Annotated in this window: 18 protein-coding genes; 10 read left to right on the top strand and 8 right to left on the bottom strand. The window is 68.2% G+C overall.

All coding sequences use genetic code 11. From position 1 onward, the window contains the following. Positions 1-88: 88 nt before the first annotated feature. Positions 89-679 (bottom strand): DJ-1/PfpI family protein, encoded by a 591-nt coding sequence (locus MQH31_RS14750; RefSeq protein WP_243012687.1) that lies wholly within the window; start codon positions 677-679, stop codon positions 89-91. Between the two features lie 138 nt (positions 680-817). Next, positions 818-1,213: a sortase gene (locus MQH31_RS14745; protein WP_243012686.1), complete on the bottom strand. Its 396-nt coding sequence runs from the start codon at positions 1,211-1,213 to the stop codon at positions 818-820. Between the two features lie 127 nt (positions 1,214-1,340). Between MQH31_RS14745 and MQH31_RS14740 the strand changes: the two genes are divergently transcribed. Next, positions 1,341-2,807 (top strand): peptide MFS transporter, encoded by a 1,467-nt coding sequence (locus tag MQH31_RS14740; RefSeq protein ID WP_243012685.1) that lies wholly within the window; start codon positions 1,341-1,343, stop codon positions 2,805-2,807. 346 nt (positions 2,808-3,153) lie between these two features. On the opposite strand, the gene MQH31_RS14735 is transcribed toward MQH31_RS14740, so the two are convergent. Beyond that, positions 3,154-4,485, bottom strand: coding sequence for an MFS transporter (locus MQH31_RS14735; protein WP_243012684.1), 1,332 nt, complete (start codon positions 4,483-4,485; stop codon positions 3,154-3,156). Further along, entirely contained in the window at positions 4,482-4,958 is a 477-nt protein-coding gene (locus tag MQH31_RS14730; protein WP_134534595.1) for a MarR family winged helix-turn-helix transcriptional regulator, read from the bottom strand. Before MQH31_RS14730 ends, MQH31_RS14735 begins: the two co-directional genes overlap by 4 nt. 71 nt (positions 4,959-5,029) lie before the next feature. Between MQH31_RS14730 and MQH31_RS14725 the strand changes: the two genes are divergently transcribed. Further along, entirely contained in the window at positions 5,030-5,893 is an 864-nt protein-coding gene (locus tag MQH31_RS14725) for an alpha/beta fold hydrolase (protein WP_243012683.1), read from the top strand. A gap of 9 nt (positions 5,894-5,902) precedes the next feature. Further along, positions 5,903-6,952, top strand: coding sequence for a lipoate-protein ligase LplAB (gene lplAB / locus MQH31_RS14720; protein WP_134534593.1), 1,050 nt, complete (start codon positions 5,903-5,905; stop codon positions 6,950-6,952). A gap of 90 nt (positions 6,953-7,042) precedes the next feature. Here lplAB and MQH31_RS14715 read toward each other — a convergent pair whose 3' ends face one another. Then, a complete protein-coding gene (locus tag MQH31_RS14715; protein ID WP_243012682.1) occupies positions 7,043-7,399 on the bottom strand; it encodes a GNAT family N-acetyltransferase in 357 nt (118 codons plus the stop codon). A gap of 34 nt (positions 7,400-7,433) precedes the next feature. On the opposite strand from MQH31_RS14715, the gene MQH31_RS14710 reads away from it, so the two are divergent. Continuing rightward, positions 7,434-8,390: a DNA-methyltransferase gene (locus MQH31_RS14710; RefSeq protein ID WP_243012681.1), complete on the top strand. Its 957-nt coding sequence runs from the start codon at positions 7,434-7,436 to the stop codon at positions 8,388-8,390. A 36-nt stretch (positions 8,391-8,426) separates the two neighbouring features. After that, on the top strand, positions 8,427-9,347 hold the full coding sequence (locus MQH31_RS14705; protein ID WP_243012680.1) for an LLM class F420-dependent oxidoreductase: 921 nt from the start codon (positions 8,427-8,429) through the stop codon (positions 9,345-9,347). Positions 9,348-9,476: 129 nt separating this feature from the next. Here the strand turns inward: MQH31_RS14705 and MQH31_RS14700 are convergent, their stop codons facing one another. Beyond that, positions 9,477-10,505 carry a LacI family DNA-binding transcriptional regulator gene (locus tag MQH31_RS14700; protein WP_134534589.1) on the bottom strand — a complete coding sequence of 343 codons (1,029 nt, stop codon included), beginning with the start codon at positions 10,503-10,505 and terminating at the stop codon, positions 9,477-9,479. Positions 10,506-10,808: 303 nt separating this feature from the next. On the opposite strand from MQH31_RS14700, the gene MQH31_RS14695 reads away from it, so the two are divergent. The 3 genes from MQH31_RS14695 to MQH31_RS14685 all read left to right on the top strand — a co-directional run bounded on the left by MQH31_RS14695 (position 10,809) and on the right by MQH31_RS14685 (position 14,277). Then, positions 10,809-12,140, top strand: a complete 1,332-nt coding sequence (locus MQH31_RS14695) for an ABC transporter substrate-binding protein (RefSeq protein WP_134534588.1) — start codon at positions 10,809-10,811, stop codon at positions 12,138-12,140. An 83-nt stretch (positions 12,141-12,223) separates the two neighbouring features. Then, positions 12,224-13,351 (top strand): carbohydrate ABC transporter permease, encoded by a 1,128-nt coding sequence (locus MQH31_RS14690; protein ID WP_243012679.1) that lies wholly within the window; start codon positions 12,224-12,226, stop codon positions 13,349-13,351. Continuing rightward, positions 13,348-14,277 carry a carbohydrate ABC transporter permease gene (locus tag MQH31_RS14685; protein WP_174775064.1) on the top strand — a complete coding sequence of 310 codons (930 nt, stop codon included), beginning with the start codon at positions 13,348-13,350 and terminating at the stop codon, positions 14,275-14,277. The genes MQH31_RS14690 and MQH31_RS14685 overlap by 4 nt, the downstream gene beginning before the upstream one ends. Before the next feature lie 167 nt (positions 14,278-14,444). On the opposite strand, the gene MQH31_RS14680 is transcribed toward MQH31_RS14685, so the two are convergent. Next, positions 14,445-15,125: an SDR family oxidoreductase gene (locus MQH31_RS14680; protein WP_134534586.1), complete on the bottom strand. Its 681-nt coding sequence runs from the start codon at positions 15,123-15,125 to the stop codon at positions 14,445-14,447. 78 nt (positions 15,126-15,203) lie between these two features. Continuing rightward, positions 15,204-16,988, bottom strand: a complete 1,785-nt coding sequence (locus MQH31_RS14675; RefSeq protein WP_243012678.1) for an MDR family MFS transporter — start codon at positions 16,986-16,988, stop codon at positions 15,204-15,206. Positions 16,989-17,142: 154 nt separating this feature from the next. Between MQH31_RS14675 and MQH31_RS14670 the strand changes: the two genes are divergently transcribed. Both MQH31_RS14670 and MQH31_RS14665 read left to right on the top strand, forming a co-directional pair. Next, positions 17,143-17,964: a M15 family metallopeptidase gene (locus tag MQH31_RS14670; protein ID WP_243012677.1), complete on the top strand. Its 822-nt coding sequence runs from the start codon at positions 17,143-17,145 to the stop codon at positions 17,962-17,964. A gap of 99 nt (positions 17,965-18,063) precedes the next feature. After that, complete coding sequence (locus MQH31_RS14665) at positions 18,064-19,380, top strand: amidase domain-containing protein (protein ID WP_243012676.1); 1,317 nt, start codon at positions 18,064-18,066, stop codon at positions 19,378-19,380. The last annotated feature ends 18 nt before the right edge of the window (positions 19,381-19,398 follow it).

Raw genomic sequence — 19,398 nt, 5'->3', positions numbered from 1 at the left:
AGTACGTGAGAGCGCGGTTCAAGCGCTTTCCGGACAGAATCTCCGTTGAAGTGGTTCGGGGCGCCGGCGACGGCGGTGAGTGCCGGTCTCAGTGGGCAGACGCGAGGGCGGGCTCGGTGGGGGTGACACCGGATGCCGCGAGCAGCTTCATGAATTCGCGCATCCAGGAGGGGTGGTCCGGCCAGGCCCTGCCGGAGACGAGGTTGCCGTCGACGACGCCGGCGCCGTTCTCGAACACGCCACCGCCGAGCTCGACGTCGATCTGCAGTGCGGGGTATGCCGAGCTCGTGCGGCCGTGGAGCACCCCGGCGGCGGCGAGGAGCATCGGGCCGTGGCAGAGCGCGGCGACGGGGGCGTTCCGCTCGAAGAAGTGCCGGACGATCCGCTTCGCGTCCTCGTCGTTGCGGATGTACTCCGGGGCTCGCCCGCCCGGGACGACGATCGCGGCGTAGTCGGCCGGGTCGACGTCCTTGAAGGCCACGTCGGCCTCCCAGGTGTGGCCGAGCTTCTCGGTGTACGTGTCGAAGCCGTCCACGAAGTCGTGCACGACGAACTGGAGCTTCCTCTTCTCCGGGGCGCCGATATGCACCTCGAAGCCCTCCTCGAGCAGCCGCTGGTAGGGATAGAACACCTCGAGGGTCTCGGCGGCGTCGCCGGTGAGAATGAGGATCTTGGTCATGACGTTCCTCTCTGAACGATGCTGAATTCAGTGCACGGGTCGTGCGCGGACGCCTTCAGTGTTCCCCCGACCGGCGCGCCGGGCAAGTGCCGCGGGCGCAGTCCGGCGCAGAACCGCCGAGAACCGCTGCAGCCCGGCTCAGACGAACATCAGCACGATGCCGAGGACCGCAGACACGAGCCCGGTGCCGAGCAGGATCAGCCCGGTGAGGCGCAGGGCCTTGCCCTCCGACTCCGGGGCGTGCGTCACCCCGCGGGAGGCGTCACGGGAGTGGTACCAGACCGGCACGTCGTCGCCGGGGGCGAGGCGGTGACTCTCGTGCGTGTTCGCGGCCCGCTCGTGCACATCCCCCGAGCGGTCGAACCAGCGGATGACCGTGTGCGATCCCGAGCACGCGATCACGCCATCCGTGGCCACCCAGCCGCCCTTGACGCCGCGAATGGCAAGGCCGAGGGCATACAAGACGGCGCCGACGACGAACCCGACGAGGGTCAGGACCTCGCTGATCAGCCCGATGAGGTCGTGCGTGTCCATTCGCCCCTCTCGCGCCGAGTGCCTGGTGCTCGTTCTTCGCTCGACCACGATCGTATCGTGCCGCGGCGGCAGCGCCGTGAGATGCGCCGATGCCCCCGATCCAGGGGGCACCCGATACAGTCGAGAGATGACCACGGTCGAAAAACCCGTCCCCGCCCACAAAGACCGCAGCTTCTTCGGGCAACCGCGGGCTCTCGCCAATATCTTCGGCGTCGAGATGTGGGAGCGGTTCTCCTTCTATGGGATGCAGGGCATCCTGCTCCTATACCTGTACTACTCGGCGGCCGACGGCGGCCTGGGGATCGAGCAGGCGACGGCCGCCGGCATCGTCGGCGCGTACGGCGGAGGGGTCTATCTCTCGACGATCCTGGGGGCGTGGATCGCCGACCGGGTGCTCGGCAGCGAGCGGGTGCTGTTCTACAGCGCCATCGTGATCATGCTCGGGCATATCGCCCTCGCCCTTGTTCCCGGTGTCGCCGGCGTGACCGCAGGCCTCCTCCTGATCGCGGTCGGCAGCGGCGGCCTCAAAGCCAACGCGACGAGCGTCGTCGGTTCCCTCTACACGCGGGACGACCCCCGCCTCGACGCCGGCTTCTCCCTCTTCTACCTCGGGATCAACCTTGGCGCGTTCTTCGGCCCGATCCTGACCGGGCTCCTGCAGACGACGGCCGGATTCCACTTCGGCTTCGGCCTCGCGGCCGTCGGCATGGCGATCGGGCTCACCCAGTACTCGTTCGGACGGAAGAGCCTCCCCGAGGTCGTGCACCAGGTCCCGAGCCCGCTGCCGCGCTCCCGGTGGACCCGGTACCTCGTCGGCGCGGTCGCCGTCGTCGTGCTCGTCGTGGTGCTCGTGCTCGCCGGCGTGATCACGGCGGACGGCCTCGTCACCCTCGTCATCGCCCTGACGGTCGTCGCGACGATCAGCTACTTCGTCGTCATCCTGCGCAACCGCCAGATCAGCATCGTCGAGCGCAAGCAGGTCTACGCCTTCATCCCGCTCTTTCTCGCGAGTGCCGTCTTCTGGTCGCTCTCCCAGCAGCAGTTCACGGTCGTCACGATCTACACGGACGAGCGCCTCGACCGGCACCTGTTCGGCTGGGAGATCCCGGTGTCCTGGATCCAGTCCTTCAACCCGGTGTTCATCATCCTGCTCTCCGGCGTCTTCGCCGCGCTCTGGACCCGCTGGGGCAGCCGCCAGCCGTCGACACCGGTCAAGTTCGCGCTCGGCACCGCGGTCATGGGTGTCGCGTTCCTCGGCTTCCTGCCGTTCGTGGGCGGCGGGGCCAACTCCACGCCGATGCTCGCGATGATCGGCATCCTCTTCGTGCTCACGGTCGCCGAGCTCCTGATCGGCCCCGTCGGCCTCGCGCTCACCACCAAGCTCGCGCCGGCGCCGTTCCGCACCCAGATGGTCGCGCTGTTCTTCCTGTCGATCGCGCTCGGCACCGCCGTGTCCGGCTGGCTCGCCCAGTGGTACACCGAGGTCCCCGAGACGCTCTACTTCAGCGTGATCGGCGGCGTCGCGATCCTGTTCGGCATCGGCCTCGCGGTCTTCGCCCGGCCGGTGCTCCGCCTCATGGGCGGGGTGCGCTAGCGAGGTCCCTGCCCCGCACTGCACCCCCGGTCGCGGCGACACCGCACCTGTTCCCGCGGCCCGCTACCGAAACGGCGGGCGCGGCCTGCGGAAACCGGCGCGGGCGCGATCCGGCGAGTGGATGCCGGTAGCCGGGCCCCCGGCATCCGCTCGCCCCGGTTGCGCTCTCGGTGCCCCGCCGCGGTCACCGTCGCGCCGGTTTCGGCGGCCCGCTACCGCAACGGCGGGCGCGGCCTGCCTAAACCGGCGCGGGCGCGGCTCGGCACGGGCGCGGCCTGCCGAAACCGGCGCGGGCGCGGCTCGGCACGGGCGCGGCCTGCCGAAACCGGCGCCGGCGCGATCCGACCTAGCGGGTCGCCTCGATGATCGCGATCTCGCGGGTGGCGGTTTCCCTGTCGAGCGGGTCGCGGTCGCGTCCGTCGCCGTCGTGGTGCACCTGCACGTGGGGCACGACCCCGCGGCGGTACCGCACGCGCAGGCTGCGGTACCTGATCAGCCAGAACAGCATGGCCCCTGCCGCGAGGATCCCAGAGAGCGCCGCGACGCCCAGTGCCCAGCGCGGGCCGAACCGGTCGGCCACCCAGCCCACGAACGGGGCGCCGAGCGGGGTACCGCCGGCGAAGATGGCCATGTAGAGCGCCATCACCCGGCCGCGCATCGCGGGCTTAGTGGTGGTCTGCACATAGGCGTTCGCGGTCGTCATCAGCGTGAGCGAGAACAGTCCGACGAAGATGAGCGAGACCGCGAAGCTGAGATAGCTCGGCATCACCGCGGCGATTCCGCACGATACGCCGAAGAGCGCGGCGCCGGCGACGACGAGGCGCAGCCGGGGGCGGCTGCGGCGGGCCGAGAGCAGCGCTCCCGCGACCGAGCCGATCGCCATGATGGAGCTCAGCAGCCCGAATTCCCCGGCGCCCATGTGGAACTCGACTGTCGCCATGGTCGCGGTGAAAATCGCGAAGTTGAGCCCGAAGGTGCCGATCAGGAAGACCGCGATCAGGACGACGATGATGTCCGGCCGATGCGAGACGTAGCGGAAGCCGGCCAGCAGCTGGCCGCGCTTCCGGGGTGCCCGCGGCTGGACGCGCAGCTCGTTCGTGTGCAGCAGGGTCATCGCGAAGACGGTGGCGGCGAAGGTGACGGCGTTGATCAGGAAGACCCAGCCGGCGCCGACGGCGACCGTCAGCAGGCCGGCCACGGCCGGGCCGATCAGGCGGGCGCCGTTGAACGAGGCCGAATTCAGTGCGACAGCGTTGGACAGGTTGCTGTCGGGGACGAGCTCGGAGACGAAGGTCTGTCGTGCGGGCGAGTCGATCGCGGCGACGATGCCGAGCCCGAGTGCGAAGAGGTAGACGTGCCAGAGCTGGGCGACGCCGGTCACCACGATCAGGCCGAGGCCGAGGGCAAGCACGCCCATCAGGCTCTGGGTCGCGATGAGGAGCTTGCGCCGGTTGAACCGGTCGGCGATGAGGCCGGACCACGGCATCAGCACGAGTTGCGGCCCGAACTGCAGGGCCATCACGATCCCGACGGCCGTTGCGTTGTGGTCGGTCAGCATCGTCAGGACGATCCAGTCCTGGGCGGTGCGCTGCATCCAGGTTCCGATGTTCGACACCAGGGCGCCGGCGAACCAGATCCGGTAGTTCGCGACGCTCAGGGAGCGGAACATGGCACTCAACTGTCGGTGAGCTCCTTCATGACGGTGATGGCTTCGGTGAGCACGGTGCGCTGCGCGGGGCTGAGCTTGGCGATGCGCAGGGCGAGCCAGGCATCCCGCCGGTTGCGAGTCTCGTGCATCAGGGTGCGACCGGAGTCGGTCACGGTCAGGATGATCTTGCGGCCGTCGTCCGTGGATCCCGCCCGGTGGACGAGTCCGGCGGACACGAGCACCCCGACGGTGCGGCTCATCGAGGGCGGGGTGACCCGCTCGTGCTCGCTGAGTTCGCGCAGGGTGAAGGGGCCGTTGAAGAAGAGCGAGCCGAGGGCGGAGAACTGGCTCGCACTCAGTTCGTTGTCCGCTTTTTCCTGGCGCAGGCGGCGCGCGAGGCGGCCGTTGGCCACGCGGAAGTCGTGGCTGAGCTCGGCAATCGTCGGCCGATGACCGGCGGGGGCGTCCGGCGGGGTCGAGGCCGGAGCGATCGTGGATTCCATAACTGATAACTGTAACCGTTTAGCGAGGCTAAGTATTCCCCGGAAATCGTGCATTCTGACAGACTGGCCCCGTGCCTACCTTCACGGATGACTACGGCGTCACCTTCGAGTACTACGTCTGGCCGGTTCCGCGCCCGCGGGCGGTCGTCCAGGTAGTGCACGGCGTCGGCGAACACGCCAACCGCTACACCGAGCTCGTGGGCCGGTTGAACGCGGCCGGCTACACCGTCTACGCGGACGACCATCGCGGCCACGGACGAACCGGGATGCGGCAGTACGCGGGTGACACGACCAAGATCGGGCGGCTCGGTCCCGGCGGTTTGCGGGCCGCGGTCGCCGGCGTGCATCAGCTGAGCGGCATCATCCGCTCGGAGCACCCGCACCTCCCGCTCGTCCTGCTCGGGCACAGCTGGGGCTCGTTCATGGCGCAGATGATCGTCAACGAGCACGCGGATGACTATGCGGCCGTGGTCCTGACCGGCACGGCCTATCGCTGGCCGGGATACCTCAACGGCGGGGACCTGAACGCGCGGCACAAGCATCTGGGTACGACGGGCGTCGAATGGCTCAGCCGCGATCCCGCGGTCGCCGAGGCCTTCATCGCCGATCCGCTCACGACCGTGACCCCGCTCGCGAAGCTCTTCGGCGTGCGCGAGGCCGCACGGCTCTTCGGTCGCCCGGCGCGCGGGCTGCCACCGGACCTCCCGCTCCTGATCCTCGTCGGTGGGGACGACACCGTCGGCGGGGAGCGCAGCGCAACCATGCTCAAGAATGCATACGCACGTCGCTCAGGCCTGCGAGACATTCGCCTGGTGGTATATCCCGGTGCCCGGCATGAAGTCTTCAACGAAACCAACCGTGCCGAGGTCTTCGCCGAACTGATCGGCTGGCTCGACGGGCAGTTACCCCCGGGGCTCGGTGGAATCGACGGTTAGGCTGGCCTCATGCATGGTGAATACAAGGTCCCTGGTGGCAAGCTCGTGGTCGTCGACCTGGACGTCGTCGATGACACGATCGTTAATTTCCGGCTCGCGGGGGACTTCTTCCTCGAACCCGACGATGCCCTCGGGGCGATCAACGCGGCCGTGACCGGCCTTCCCGCTGGCACGGATGCTGCCGGCCTCGCCGCCGCCGTGCGCGCGGCGCTGCCTGCCCAGGCCACGCTGCTCGGATTCTCCCCCGAGGCCGTCGCGGTTGCGATCCGCAGGTCCCTCGCCCAGGCGAGCGGGTGGCGTGACTACGACTGGCAGCTCGTGCACTCCAAGGCCGTGCCACCGGTGATGCAGATGGCGCTCGACGAGGTGCTCGCGATCGAGGTCGGCGAGGGCAGGCGCAAGCCGACGCTGCGGATCTGGGAGTGGACGGAGCCCGCCGTCGTCATCGGCAGCTTCCAGTCGCTCCGGAACGAGGTCGACGCAGAGCAGGCGGAGGCCCACGGGTTCACCGTCGTCCGCCGGATCAGCGGTGGCGGCGCCATGTTCATGGAGGCCGGCTCTGTGATCACGTACTCGATCTACGCGCCCACGGCGCTCGTGCAGGGAATGACCTTCGCGGACTCCTACGCCTTCCTCGACGAATGGGTGCTCACGGCGCTGCGCTCCCTCGGCATCGACGCGCACTACCAGCCGCTCAACGACATCACGAGCCCGACCGGCAAGATCGGCGGGGCCGCGCAGAAGCGGCTCGGCAGCGGTGCCGTGCTGCACCACGTCACCATGAGCTACGACATGGACGGCGAGAAGATGGTGCAGGTGCTGCGCATCGGTCGCGAAAAGCTCAGCGACAAGGGCATCACGAGCGCCGTCAAGCGGGTCGACCCGCTCCGCAGCCAGACCGGCCTCAGCCGGGCCGAGATCATCGACCGGATGAAGCAGACCTTCACGTCCCTGTACGGCGCGGTGGAGGGCGACATCACCGAAGCGGAATACGCCGCGGCCGCCGCTCTCGTCGAGAGCAAGTTCGGCACCGACGAGTGGATCGCCCGCGTCCCCTAGCCTGCCGCCCTCTTCTCCCCGCGAAAGTGCACTCTCGCGGAGGGGGGTTGCCGGAACGAGCGGGGCTCGCGGGCGGGGCCGGCGCGCGGGCTACTGGCCGCGGGTCAGGAGATCCTGGTATTCGGCGTGCTTGTCGATCCACGCGACGACGTAGGGGCAGACCGCGACGACCGTGAGGTCGGTGCGCTCGCGCATGTCGTCAAGCGCCTGCTCGACGAGGATGCTGGCGAGTCCTTCGCCGCGGTGCCGCGGGTCCACCTCGACGTGCGTGAACAGCACGCGCGAGCCGTCGACCTCATAGTCGGCGAAACCCGCCGTCGCATCCCCGATCAGCAGGGTGTACCGGGACAGGGCCGGCTCATGCAGGACGACGGGCCGCGCGGCATCCTGCGTCGTCGCATCCGCCGGAGTCGTCGTCGATTCGGTCGTCGGGGAGTCTGTAGTCATCCCCATAGAGTAAGCCGACTGACACAATGAGGGAATGCCAACCGCGTGGTCACCGTCATCCCCCAACCGTGTCATCCGTGCAGACAACCTCGAAATCCTGCCGGCCCTTCCCGACGGTGCGTTCACGCTGATCTACCTCGACCCGCCCTTTAACACCGGTCGGAAGCAGAATCGGCGCACGACGACGTCCGTGAGGGTCGTCCAGGCGGGCGAATCCAGCTCTGAAACGGGCGCGGTCCCCATCCCCCCGATTGAGGTCACTGGGACTTCGCCGCGCGCGGGCGGTTTGGCGGCGACCGGCACCATCACGGGGTTCAAGGGGCAGCTCTACGAGCGGATCAAGGGCGACCTGCTCGGCTACGACGACCAGTTCGAGGACTACTGGGCGTTCCTCGAGCCGCGACTGATCGAGGCCTGGCGTCTCCTCGCCGAAGACGGCACGCTCTACCTGCACCTCGACTACCGTGAGGCGCACTACGCGAAGGTGCTCCTCGACGCGCTCTTCGGCCGCGACTGCTTCCTCAACGAGCTGATCTGGGCGTACGACTACGGCGCGAAGTCCAAGAATCGCTGGCCGACCAAGCACGACACGATCCTCGTCTACGTGAAGAACCCGCAGCAGTACTACTTCGACTCGACGACGGTCGACCGCGAGCCCTACATGGCCCCCGGCCTCGTCACGCCGGAGAAGGTCGCCAAGGGCAAGCTGCCCACGGATGTCTGGTGGCACACGATCGTGTCGCCGACGGGCAAGGAGAAGACCGGATACCCCACCCAGAAACCGGTCGGCATCCTGCGGCGGATGATCCAGGCTTCGAGCCGCGAGGGCGACTGGGTGCTCGACTTCTTCGCCGGCAGCGGCACGACCGGTGCCGTCGCAGAGTCCCTGGGCCGCCGTTTCCTGCTCGTCGACCAGAACCCGGAGTCCATCCAGGTGATGCGCACCCGGTTCGCGGCCCTGCCGGAGGTCGAGTTCCTCGACCTTTCCTAGGGAAGGCGCTTCCGGGCGATCTGGAAGACTGGAGGGATGACACTCCGCATCTTCACCGAACCCCAGCAGGGCGCCAGCTACGACGATATCCTCGCGGTCGCGCAGGCAACGGAGACGCTCGGGTTCGACGCGTTCTTCCGCTCCGACCACTACCTGGCCATGGGCGGCAGCGGGCTTCCCGGCCCGACGGATGCCTGGACGACGCTCGCCGGACTTGCTCGCGAGACCAGCCGCATCCGCCTGGGCACCCTCGTCTCCTCGGTGACCTACCGCGCGCCGGGGATCCTCGCGATCCAGGTCGCCCAGGTCGACCAGATGTCGGGAGGGCGGGTCGAGCTCGGCCTCGGCACCGGCTGGTTCGAGGAGGAGCACCTCGCCTACGGGATCCCGTTCCCGGCCAAACGCTTCGGCATGCTCGAGGAGCAGCTCGAGATCGTCACCGGACTCTGGGAGACCCCGGTCGGCGACCGCTACAACTTTGCCGGCGAGCACTACACGCTCGTCGACTCGCCCGCCCTGCCGAAACCCGCCCAGGCGCGGGTTCCCGTGATCGTCGGCGGCGGCGGAGCGAAGCGCACACCGGCCCTCGCGGCACGGTTCGCGACCGAGTTCAACCTGCCGTTCCCCGAGTTCGCTGACGTTCCCGGCAAATTCGCCGGGGTGCGGGCGGCGTGCACGGCGATCGGGCGCGACCCGGGGGAGTTGCACTATTCGGTTGCGCTCATCGCGGTCGCCGGGCGTGACGAGGCCGAATTCGCGCGCCGTGCCGCCGCGGTCGGCCGGGAACCCGCCGAGCTGCGCGAGCACGGCCTCGCCGGCACGGCCGCAGAGGTCGTCGACCGGCTCGGCGCCCTCGCCGAGGCCGGCGTCGACACGGTCTACCTGCAGATCATGGACCTCGCCGACCTCGACCACCTGGACTTCATCGCCCGCGAGGTCGCGCCCCAGCTGCCCTGAGCTCCCCCCGACCCCGTTCGCCCCTCAGCTGAGGTGTCGCAGATCGAGGTTCCGGGGCGCCGGGAACGTCGATCTGCGACACCTCACGTAGCTCGTGAGCGGGCCGGCGGGCGGATGCCGCGGCGCGGGTCAGGCGGATTCGCGCAGGATCAGGCGGGTCGGCATGATGTTGCGGTGCGGCACGGTCTCGTCGTCCGCGAGCAGGCGCAGGAGCAGGTCCGCCATCGCGAAACCCATCTCCTTCGAGGGCTGGCTCACGGTCGTCATCCCGATCGGCCCCGAGGTGGCCGCGGGGCTGTCGTCGAATGCGACCACCGCGATGTCCCCCGGCACGGCACGGCCCTGCTCAGCGAGGACGCCGAGCGCGCCGGTCGCCATCAGGTCGCTCGCCACGAAGATGGCGTCGACGTCCGGGAAGCGCTCGAGCAGGCGGCGGGTGGCCGCCGCGGCCCCGGAGGCCGTGAAGTCGGCGTGTTCGACGGCATCCGTGGGCAGGCCCGCGCTCTCGAGCACCTGGCGGAACCCGGTCAGGCGGTCGATGCCGGCCGGCATGTCGACGGGCCCGGTGATCGTGCCGATCCGGTGCCTGCCGATGTCGACAAGGTGCTGGACGCCGCTCATGGAGCCCGCGATGTTGTCGACGTCGACGAAGTAGTTGTTCGCGCCGGAATCGTTGGTGGGGCGTCCACCGAAGACCACCGGCATCGTGGATTCGAGATCGGCGACGAAGTTGTCCCCGGTGTGGTGCGAGATCACCAGGGCACCGTCGACGTTCCCGGCGCGGAGGTAACGCATGGTCTTGTGTCGCGGGTCGCTCGAGGCGACCAGAAGGTTGAGCGTGTAATCGCTCTCGTCGAGGCGCTGGGTGATGCCCTGCACGACCGCGGCGAAGTAGGGATCGCCGAAGAACTTCGTCATGTCTTCCGGAACGACGAGGGCGACGGACTGGGTCTGCCGGCTCGCGAGCGAGCGGGCGGCGCGGTTGGGGACGTAGTTGAGGCGCTCGATCGCGGCCGTGACGGATACGACGACCTCCGGACGCACCTTGGGCGATCCGTTGACGACGCGGCTCACGGTGGCGCGGGAAACGCCTGCCTCTGCCGCCACCATTTCGAGCGTCGGCTGCGGCGGACGCGCGTTGCGGACTCCCGTTGTCATGGGGTCATTCTATTTGGATGCGCGGCGCGCGCGTGCACGGCCTGCACCCGTCCCGGGCAGTCGGGGCGGGCTCGTGCCCGGTGCACGGGCCAGTCGGTTTCACGCTGCCTTGACAAGGACTCGGTGGGTGACCTAGTGTTGCGTTGATCAGTGAGAGCGCTCTCATACCCAAAATGAGAGCGCTCTCACAACCCGTTCGATGTCTGCCTCACCCTGAGTGCCGCACATCGGGCGCCGGTCGCCTGCAGTACACATTTCACGCAGTACACACACGCGCGCAAACACGCACACAAAGGAGTGACAGTGAAGTTCTCACGACGCACCAAGGTTGGGGCAGCAGTAGCCTGCGCCGCATCCTTCGCCCTCATTGCAACGGGCTGTTCATCGGCAGGAACCGGCACCACTGCCAGTGCCTCGCCGGTCGAACTGACCGTCACGACGTTCGGCACCATGGGCATGGACGCTCTCTACGCACAGTACGAGGCTTCTCACCCCGGCATCACCATCAAGGCCAACAACATCGACACCGGCGGCAACGCACAGACGGATGCCTTCACCAAGATCGCGGCAGGCAGCGGCCTCTCCGACGTGACCGCGGTCGAGGAAGGCTGGCTGGGCGCGATTCAGAACGTCTCGAGCCAGTTCACCGACCTCAAGGCTTACGGCGCCGACGCGGTCAAGGACCGCTGGGTGTCGTGGAAGGTCGACCAGGCCACCGACAAGGACGGCCGCATCATCGGATACGGCACGGACATCGGCCCGGAGGGCATCTGCTACAACAGCAAGGCCTTCGCAGCAGCCGGTCTCCCGACCGACCGCGCCGCGGTCGCCACCCTGCTCGGGGGCAGCGGCTCGACCTGGGACAACTACTTCTCCGTCGGCGAGAAGTACCAGAAGGCAACCGGCAAGGCATGGTTCGACCAGTCCGGCTTCATCTGGAACTCGATGGTCAACCAGCTTCCCGAGGGTTACTACACCAAGGACGGCAAGCTCAACGTTGAGAACAACGCAGCACTGAAGTCCGCCTGGACGAAGCTCGCCTCCGCAAACGCGGCCGGCCTCTCCGCCAAGCAGTCCCAGTGGGACTGGAACAAGGGCACGTCGTTCACCGACGGCACCTTCGCGACCTTCATGTGCCCGGGCTGGATGCTCGGAGTCGTCCAGGGTCAGGTCAAGACCGCCGGCGGCGACGCCGTTGGCGCGACGGCCGGCTGGGACTTCGCCGACGTCTTCCCCGGCGGTGCCACCAACTGGGGCGGAACCTTCCTGACCGTTCCGACACAGTCGAAGCACCCGAAGGAAGCCGCTGAACTGGCCACCTGGTTGACCGACGCCAAGCAGGAAGTCGCCGAATTCCAGGCTTCCGGCGCATTCCCGAGCGTCAAGGCCGCTCAGACCGATCCCGCGCTTGCCGCGAGCACCGGAATCTCGGCCTTCTTCAACGACGCACCGATCGCAGCCATCCTGAGCAAGCGCGCCGAAGGCGTGAAGGCTCAGTACAAGGGCCCGGACGACTCGACGATCCAGGAGAAGGTCTTCGGACCGTCCGCGATCTCGCTCGACCAGGGCGTGTCAGGCGACAAGGCCTGGGCCGACGCCATGACGCTGTTCAACCAGCTCATCGTCAACAAGTAGGCACGTAGCCAGCATCCGCTTGCCGGGCTCTCCCACGCCGCACTCCGGCGCAGGAGGGCCCGGCTTGAATGCAGAAAGCCACCATGACACTCACACGTGAACCAGAACTCAGCAGCCCGCCGCGGCCCGACCGCACCGGTCGGAAGAGCGCCCTCACCTACAAGCATCGGCTCAGCCGCCTGGACGTGAAGCTCTCGCCCTACCTGTACATCTCGCCGTTCTTCGTGCTCTTCGGCGTCGTCGGTCTGTTCCCGCTGGTGTACACCTTCGTGGTGTCGCTCAATAAGTGGAACCTGCTGAGCGGACCGGGGGAGTGGATCGGCTTCGACAACTACGCCGCCGAGCTGAACGACCCGCTGTTCTGGAACTCGCTGTTCAACACGATGAGCATCTTCCTGCTCTCGAGCATCCCGCAGCTGATCGCCGCGACCTTCATCGCCGCGGTTCTCGACCAGAACCTGCGGGCCAAGACCTTCTGGCGCATGAGCGTCCTGATCCCGTACGTGGTGACCCCGGTGGCCGTCGCCCTGATCTTCTCGAACATGTTCAGCGAGCAGAACGGCATGATCAACCACCTCCTCAGCTTCGTCGGCGTCGATCCGGTCATGTGGAAGACGGATGTCTTCCCCAGCCACATCGCGATCGCGAGCATGGTGAACTGGCGCTGGACCGGGTACAACGCCCTCATCCTGCTCGCCGCCATGCAGTCGGTGCCGCGTGATATCCACGAATCGGCGGCCCTCGACGGTGCCGGATTCTTCCGCCGGTTCTTCTCGATCACGCTGCCGAGCATCCGCCCCACGATGATCTTCGTGATCATCACGGCCACCATCGGTGGCCTGCAGATCTTCACGGAACCCCGCCTGTACGATGCGACGACCCCGACGCCCGGCGGCGCCCACCGGCAATTCCAGACCACCGTGCTCTATCTCTGGGAGATGGCGTTCCAGCGGCAGAACTTCGGCAAGGCCTCGGCCGTCGCGTTCATCCTGTTCATCATCATCGTGGCGTTCGGCGTGCTGAACTTCCTGATTTCGCAGCGCATCGCCACCACTGATTCCCGCACGGACGTCAAGACCGCGAAACGGGTGCTGCGGCGCAAGGCCGCGGCCGACCGCGAGGCTGCCCTGGCGTCCTCCGCTGCGGGCGAGCCCCTTGATTCCCCGCCATCCAGCACGGTCCCCACCGGCGCGAAGGAGCCCATATCATGACCGGCACACTCACCCCCACTCCCACCGAACCGGTTCGGCCGGCCCGGCCCGTCAAGGTCCGCGCCGAGAAGAACCCGGCCGGGCGGATGAAGGGCCACAAGGGCCTCGGGATCGACAGACGACCCGGTTTCCTCACGTACGGCATCCTGCTCGCCCTGTTCATCGGTGGCGCCTACCCGCTCTGGTGGTCGGTCGTCGTCGGCTCGAGCTCGTCATCCGTCCTGAGCCAGGAATGGCCGCCGCTCCTCCCGGGCGGACAGTTCTGGATCAACGTCGCCGCCGTCTTCGACACGATTCCGTTCTGGCAGGCGCTGCTCAACAGCATCGTGATCTCGACCATCATCACCGTCTCGGTGGTCTCCTTCTCCACCCTCGCCGGCTATGCCTTCGCCAAGCTCCGCTTCCGCGGCAGCAACGGGCTGATGGTCTTCGTCGTCGGAACCATGGCGATCCCCACCCAGCTCGGCATCATCCCGCTGTTCATCCTGATGCGCCAGTTCGGCTGGACCGGTACCGTCGGTGCCGTCATCATCCCGACCCTCGTCACCGCCTTCGGCGTCTTCTTCATGCGGCAGTACCTCGTCGACGTCATCCCCGACGAACTCATCGAAGCCGCCCGTGTCGACGGCGCGAACATGATCACGACCTTCTGGAACGTGGCCGTTCCCGCAGCCCGCCCGGCGATGGCGATCCTGTCTCTGTTCACCTTCATGATGGCCTGGACGGACTTCCTCTGGCCGATGATCGTGTCTCCGCAGAACCCGACGCTCCAGGTGGCACTCAGCCAGCTCCAGTCCGCCAAGTACGTGGACTATTCCGTCGTCCTCGCGGGCGCCGTGCTGGCGACGCTGCCCCTGCTGATCCTGTTCGTCCTGGCCGGCAAGCAGCTCATCTCCGGCATCATGGCGGGTGCCGTCAAGGGCTGATCGCCGCTCCCGACCGCCCCCTCCCGCACGGCCCCGTTCCGAATTCAGGAGTTCACCCTGTTTTCGGCCCAAAACACCCCCGTAACGGGGAAAAACCGGCCCACCTCCTGAATTCCGAACAGGGGTGGGCCGGTTTGTGTGTGCGAGTCTGTGCGTGCGGCTCCGGGTCAGGCGAGTGCGGCGACCGCGGAATCGACCGGCGTGCGGCCGGAGACCAGGTAGAGGGTTTCCAGGGCGCCGGAGCCCGAGAGGATGAGCGCCGCCAGTACCGCCGCGACGTCCGCGCGCGGGACCGTGCCGCGTACCTCGGGAATGCCCGGTCCGGTGTGCTGGAGGCTGACGAGCCCGGTCGCCGCTTCGTCGGTGAGGGTACCGGGGCGCACGATGGTCCAGGTGAGGTCGCGGCGCACGAGATCCTCTTCGGCGGCGAGCTTGGCCTGAAGGTAGGCGAGCATATCGTCGGGCACTTCGGCCGGCTCGGCCCCAGCGCGCACGAGGTCCACCCCGGTCGATGAGACCTGCACGAGGCGGGGGACTCCGGCGGCCTGGGCGGCATCGGCGAGCAGAACGGATGCGCCCAGGTCGACGGTCGTCTTGCGCCCGTCGCCGCTGCCCCCGCCCGCGCCTGCGGCGAAGACGGCCACATCGGCCCCGGACAGGACCTCCGCGAGTTCGGCCGGCGTCGTCGCCTCGAGGTCGAGCACGACCGGGGTCGCGCCGTCGGTGCGGAGGTCGTCCGCCTGGTTCGGGTTCCGGATCAGTCCGATCACGTCATGGCCGTCAGCCGTGAGGTCCCGAGTCAGAAGCCGGGCGATCTTTCCGTGTCCACCTGCAATTACAATACGCATCTCAAGGAGAACGCCACCGGGCGCTCCCGAATTCCCGCGCCCGGCATCCGCCCGGCAACCGCCCGTGAACCGCCCGCGTCAGGCGCGGCCCGGGCGCTCGAATTCGTCGCTGTCGAGCCCCGGCTCGACGAGGGCGCCCATCGTGTCTGCGGCGTGCTGCGCGATCATGGCCTCGGAGGCCCGCTCGGTCGCCTGGGCCGCGGCGTGCTCGTCTGCGGCTTCCTGCAGGGCGCTCGTCTTGCGCAGCGGATCGACCTTGAGGAAGAGGCTCAGCACGAAGGCGATCAGCACGACGACGAGGCTCACCCAGAACACCGTGACCGTGGCGTCGTTGAACCCGACGAGGAACGGCTGCGAGAGCCGCGGGTCCGCCGCGTTCAGGAACGACGTGTCGCCGTCGAGCGCCGTACCGAGCCCGGCCGGGTTCTGCAGCAGGGCCAGGATGCCGGCGTTCGCGGGGTCGGCGAGCACGGCGGGATCGGAGGCGGCCGCCTTGACGCCGGCGACGATCGTCGGATTGCCGAATGCGGCGCCCAGGGTGTCGGGGATGCGCGTGAACAGCACCGAGAACAGCACGGCGGTGCCGAGCGTGCCACCGATCTGGCGGAAGAACGTCGAAGCGGATGTCGCAACGCCGATATCCCGCGGCCCCACCGAGTTCTGGCTCGCGATCGTGAGGGTCTGCATGAGCTGGCCGAGGCCGAGGCCCACGAGGAGCATGCCCGCCATCATGAACCAGACCGGCTTGTCCGCGGTCGCGAACGTGAAGAGCAGGAAGCCGGCGGCCATGAACGCGGTGCCGAGCGTGGGGAAGAGCCGGTACTTGCCGGTGCGCGCGATGACCTGGCCGCTCGCGATCGAGGAGATCATCAGGCCGAGGATCATCGGGAGCATCATGAAGCCGCTCTCGGTCGGGGTGGCACCGTTGACGAGCTGCAGGTAGAGCGGGACGGTCATCATCGCGCCGAACATGCCGAATCCGACGAAGACGCCGAGCACGGTCGCCATGGAGAAGGTCGAGGACCGGAAGAGCTTCAGCGGGATGAGTGCGTCGTCTCCCATCAGCCGCTCGGCGACGATGAACAGCACGATGCCGAGCACGCCGGTGACGTAGCAGGCGACCGAGGTGAACGACCACCAGCCCCAGGTTCGGCCCTGTTCGGCGACGAGCAGCAGCGGGACCGCGGCGACGATGACCGTGACGGCGCCCCACCAGTCGATCCGCACCGGTCGCTTGAAGTGCGGGATGTGCAGGAAGCGGATCACGATGAAGAGAGCGACGATGCCGATCGGGATGTTGATCAGGAACACCCAGCGCCAGCCGGTGATGCCGAGGATCGTCGTCGCCCCGGAGAGCACGCCGCCGATGAGCGGGCCGATCACGCTCGAGATGCCGAAGACGGCGAGGAAGTAGCCCTGGTACTTGGCCCGCTCCCGTGGGGCGAGCATGTCGCCCATGATCGTGAGCGGCAGGGCCATCAGGCCGCCGGCGCCGAGACCCTGGATGGCCCGGAACACCGCGAGCTCGTACATCGAGTGCGACATCCCGGCGAGGAGCGACCCGATCAGGAAGACGGTGATCGCGATCAGGAACAGCGGCCGGCGGCCGAAGATGTCGCTGAGCTTGCCGTAGATCGGCGTGCTGATGCACGAGACGATGAGGTACGCGGTCGTGACCCAGGCCTGCAGCGACATGCCGTCGAGGTCGTCGGCGATCGTGCGCATCGACGTCCCGACGATGGTCTGGTCGAGGGCCGAGAGGAACATCCCGGCCATCAGGCCGAAGATGACGAACAGGATCTGCCGGTGCGTCATCAGGGGCGCAGAGGTCGGCGAGGGGGCGGAGGCGGGAGGAGTTTGCATTGTCTGCAAAGTTACACGACGGGCAGGAGATCCTCAACAGATTTCTCGGGCCCCGCTTCCGGCCGTCGGGGTGGTGCCGTCCCCGCATCGGACGGGTCCCGGGACTAGGCTCATGAGCGTGCGTACAGAACGACAAACGGGGGAGTCACACGGGATGGGTTGGCGACGGGTCACAGCTCTCTCCCTCGCTGCCGTTCTCGTGGCCGGCGGGGCTGTCGCGATCGGTTTCTTCGCGACGCACGCCCCGGCATCCGTCGCGACGGCGCTTCCCGGGGCGACGCACACGCCCGGCGACCGGTCGGCACCCACGGATGCCGCGCGTCCGGCGCCGACCGCATCGCCGACCCCGATAGCGCTGGTTCCGCGCTTCGACAAGGCGGCACGTTCGCACGATGACCCGGCCAGCATCTGGGTCGTCGTCGACAAGTACCGGCCCCTGCAGCCGGTCGATTTCACCCCGCCGGACCTCGTCGTCGTACCCGTGCCGCACGTCTGGGAACCGCAGCTCCGCCGGGAGGCATCCGACGCCGTCGTGGCGCTTTTCGCCGCGTTCACGGCCGAAACCGGGCTGCAACTCCAGTCGCAGAGCTCCTACCGCAGTTATCCCACCCAGGTCTCGGTGTACAACGACGATGTCTCCGCGCACGGTCAGGCCGTCGCGGACACGAGCACGGCCCGCCCGGGCACGAGCGAACACCAGACCGGACTCGCGATCGACATCAGCGCGCTGCCGTCGAAGTGCTCCCTCGACGCGTGCTTCGGCGCGACTCCCCAGGGAACCTGGCTCGCGCAGCATGCCTGGAAGTACGGTTTCCTGCTCCGCTATCCGGAGGACAAGGTTGCCGTGACCGGCTACGCGTATGAACCGTGGCATTTCCGCTACATCGGCATCGATCTCGCGACCGAAATGCACACGGAGGGCGTGACCACGCTCGAGGAATTCTTCGGTCTCCCGGCGGCCCCGACCTATCACTAGTTCCATGCTCATGCATGGGTTTCGGAGGCTCTGCACAGGGTTCTGGCATGTGCGCGTGTTCGCATGTCGGGTCCCCGTTCGCCGTCCAGAAACGATTTTGTGCGCCCCATTACACGTCCTGAAAGTCCCGTCCGCTCCCGCCATCGCCGGGAAGATCCACTGCCCCTCCGCTCCACCAGTCCGGCCCCGTCCACCCCGAACGCCACCCCGGACACCCCCGCGACCCGCTCCCGGAACCGCCTCGAGAAAGCGCCGAGCGGTCACCGCCCGCTGATCTGGCTGGCGGGCGCGGCCGCAACCGCCAGCCTGTGCTTCGGCCTCTTCGTGCCGCTCTCGAGCCAGGCGTCCCCCGGGGCCGCCACCGGGGCATCCGCCCCCCTCGCCGTCTCCCGACCGGTGCCGGCGAGCGTCGCCCCCGCCGTGCCCGTCGTGGCGGGCAGCCCCGTGATCTACAGCGCCGTGAGCGCCGGAGACGGCGGGTCGGCCGGACCGGTCACCGGCGGAACGATCGTGAGCGTCACCGGTTCCGGGCTCGCGGGTGTGTCGGGCGTGAGCTTCGGCGGCAACGCCGGCACCGTGCTGTCGGCGACCGACACGACCGTCACCATTTCGACGCCCGCGTCGACGGACTACGGCACGGGTTCCGTACCGGTCTCGCTCGTCGACGGCACCGGCGCGGTCGTTCCCGTCGCAAGCACTCCCGCGAACGCCGCGAACGCGGCTGCCCAGGCCGCCACGGCAGCCGCAGCGGCGAAGTCATCGTCGGTCGCCTCGTTGTCGCAGGCGATCACGCCCCTGGCGGATGCCGCGGCACCACTCGTCGCCCCGACCCCGGCCCCGAGCAGCGCACCGGGCGCCCTCGCGAGCACCGGCACCACGGCCGCCGAGACCACGGCCGCAGTGGCCGCCCCCAGCGTGAGCGCACTCACCTTCCAGTACGTCCCCGACCCGCGCATCACCGCCCAGGTCGATTACGTGCGTGCCCACTGGAGCTCGTACAACTCCGCCGTCTACGGCTCCATCGGCGGAAACGACTGCGTCAATTTCACGAGCCAGTCGCTGATCGCCCGCGGCTGGACGATGGATGCCGAGTGGTCGTACAACGCGACCGGAGCCGGGTACAGCACCGCCTGGTCGAGCTCGACCGCGTTCGCCGCGTACCTGGCCGCCCACCCCGAGCGTGCCACGCCGCTCGCCGCCGGTCAGAGCGACCGGGTCAAAGTCGGAGATATCGTGCAATTCGACTGGGACCGTTCCGGTGATAAAGACCACACCGGAATCGTCACCCGAGTCGTCAAGGATTCCTCGGGAACCCACGTCTATTACGCAGGTCACACCGAAGATAGCCTCGACAAGTCCGTCGAGGAATCCCTCGCGAACACCGGCGGAACGGTGAGCTACTGGAGCGTCGCCTAGCCCCGCGATTCAGCGACA

The sequence above is a fragment of the Cryobacterium zhongshanensis genome (genome assembly GCF_022760445.1).
GTDB classification, from domain to species: domain Bacteria; phylum Actinomycetota; class Actinomycetes; order Actinomycetales; family Microbacteriaceae; genus Cryobacterium; species Cryobacterium algoricola.
The sequence above is the reverse complement of the archived record's forward strand: the minus strand, read 5'-3'. Positions and strand labels throughout refer to the sequence as shown.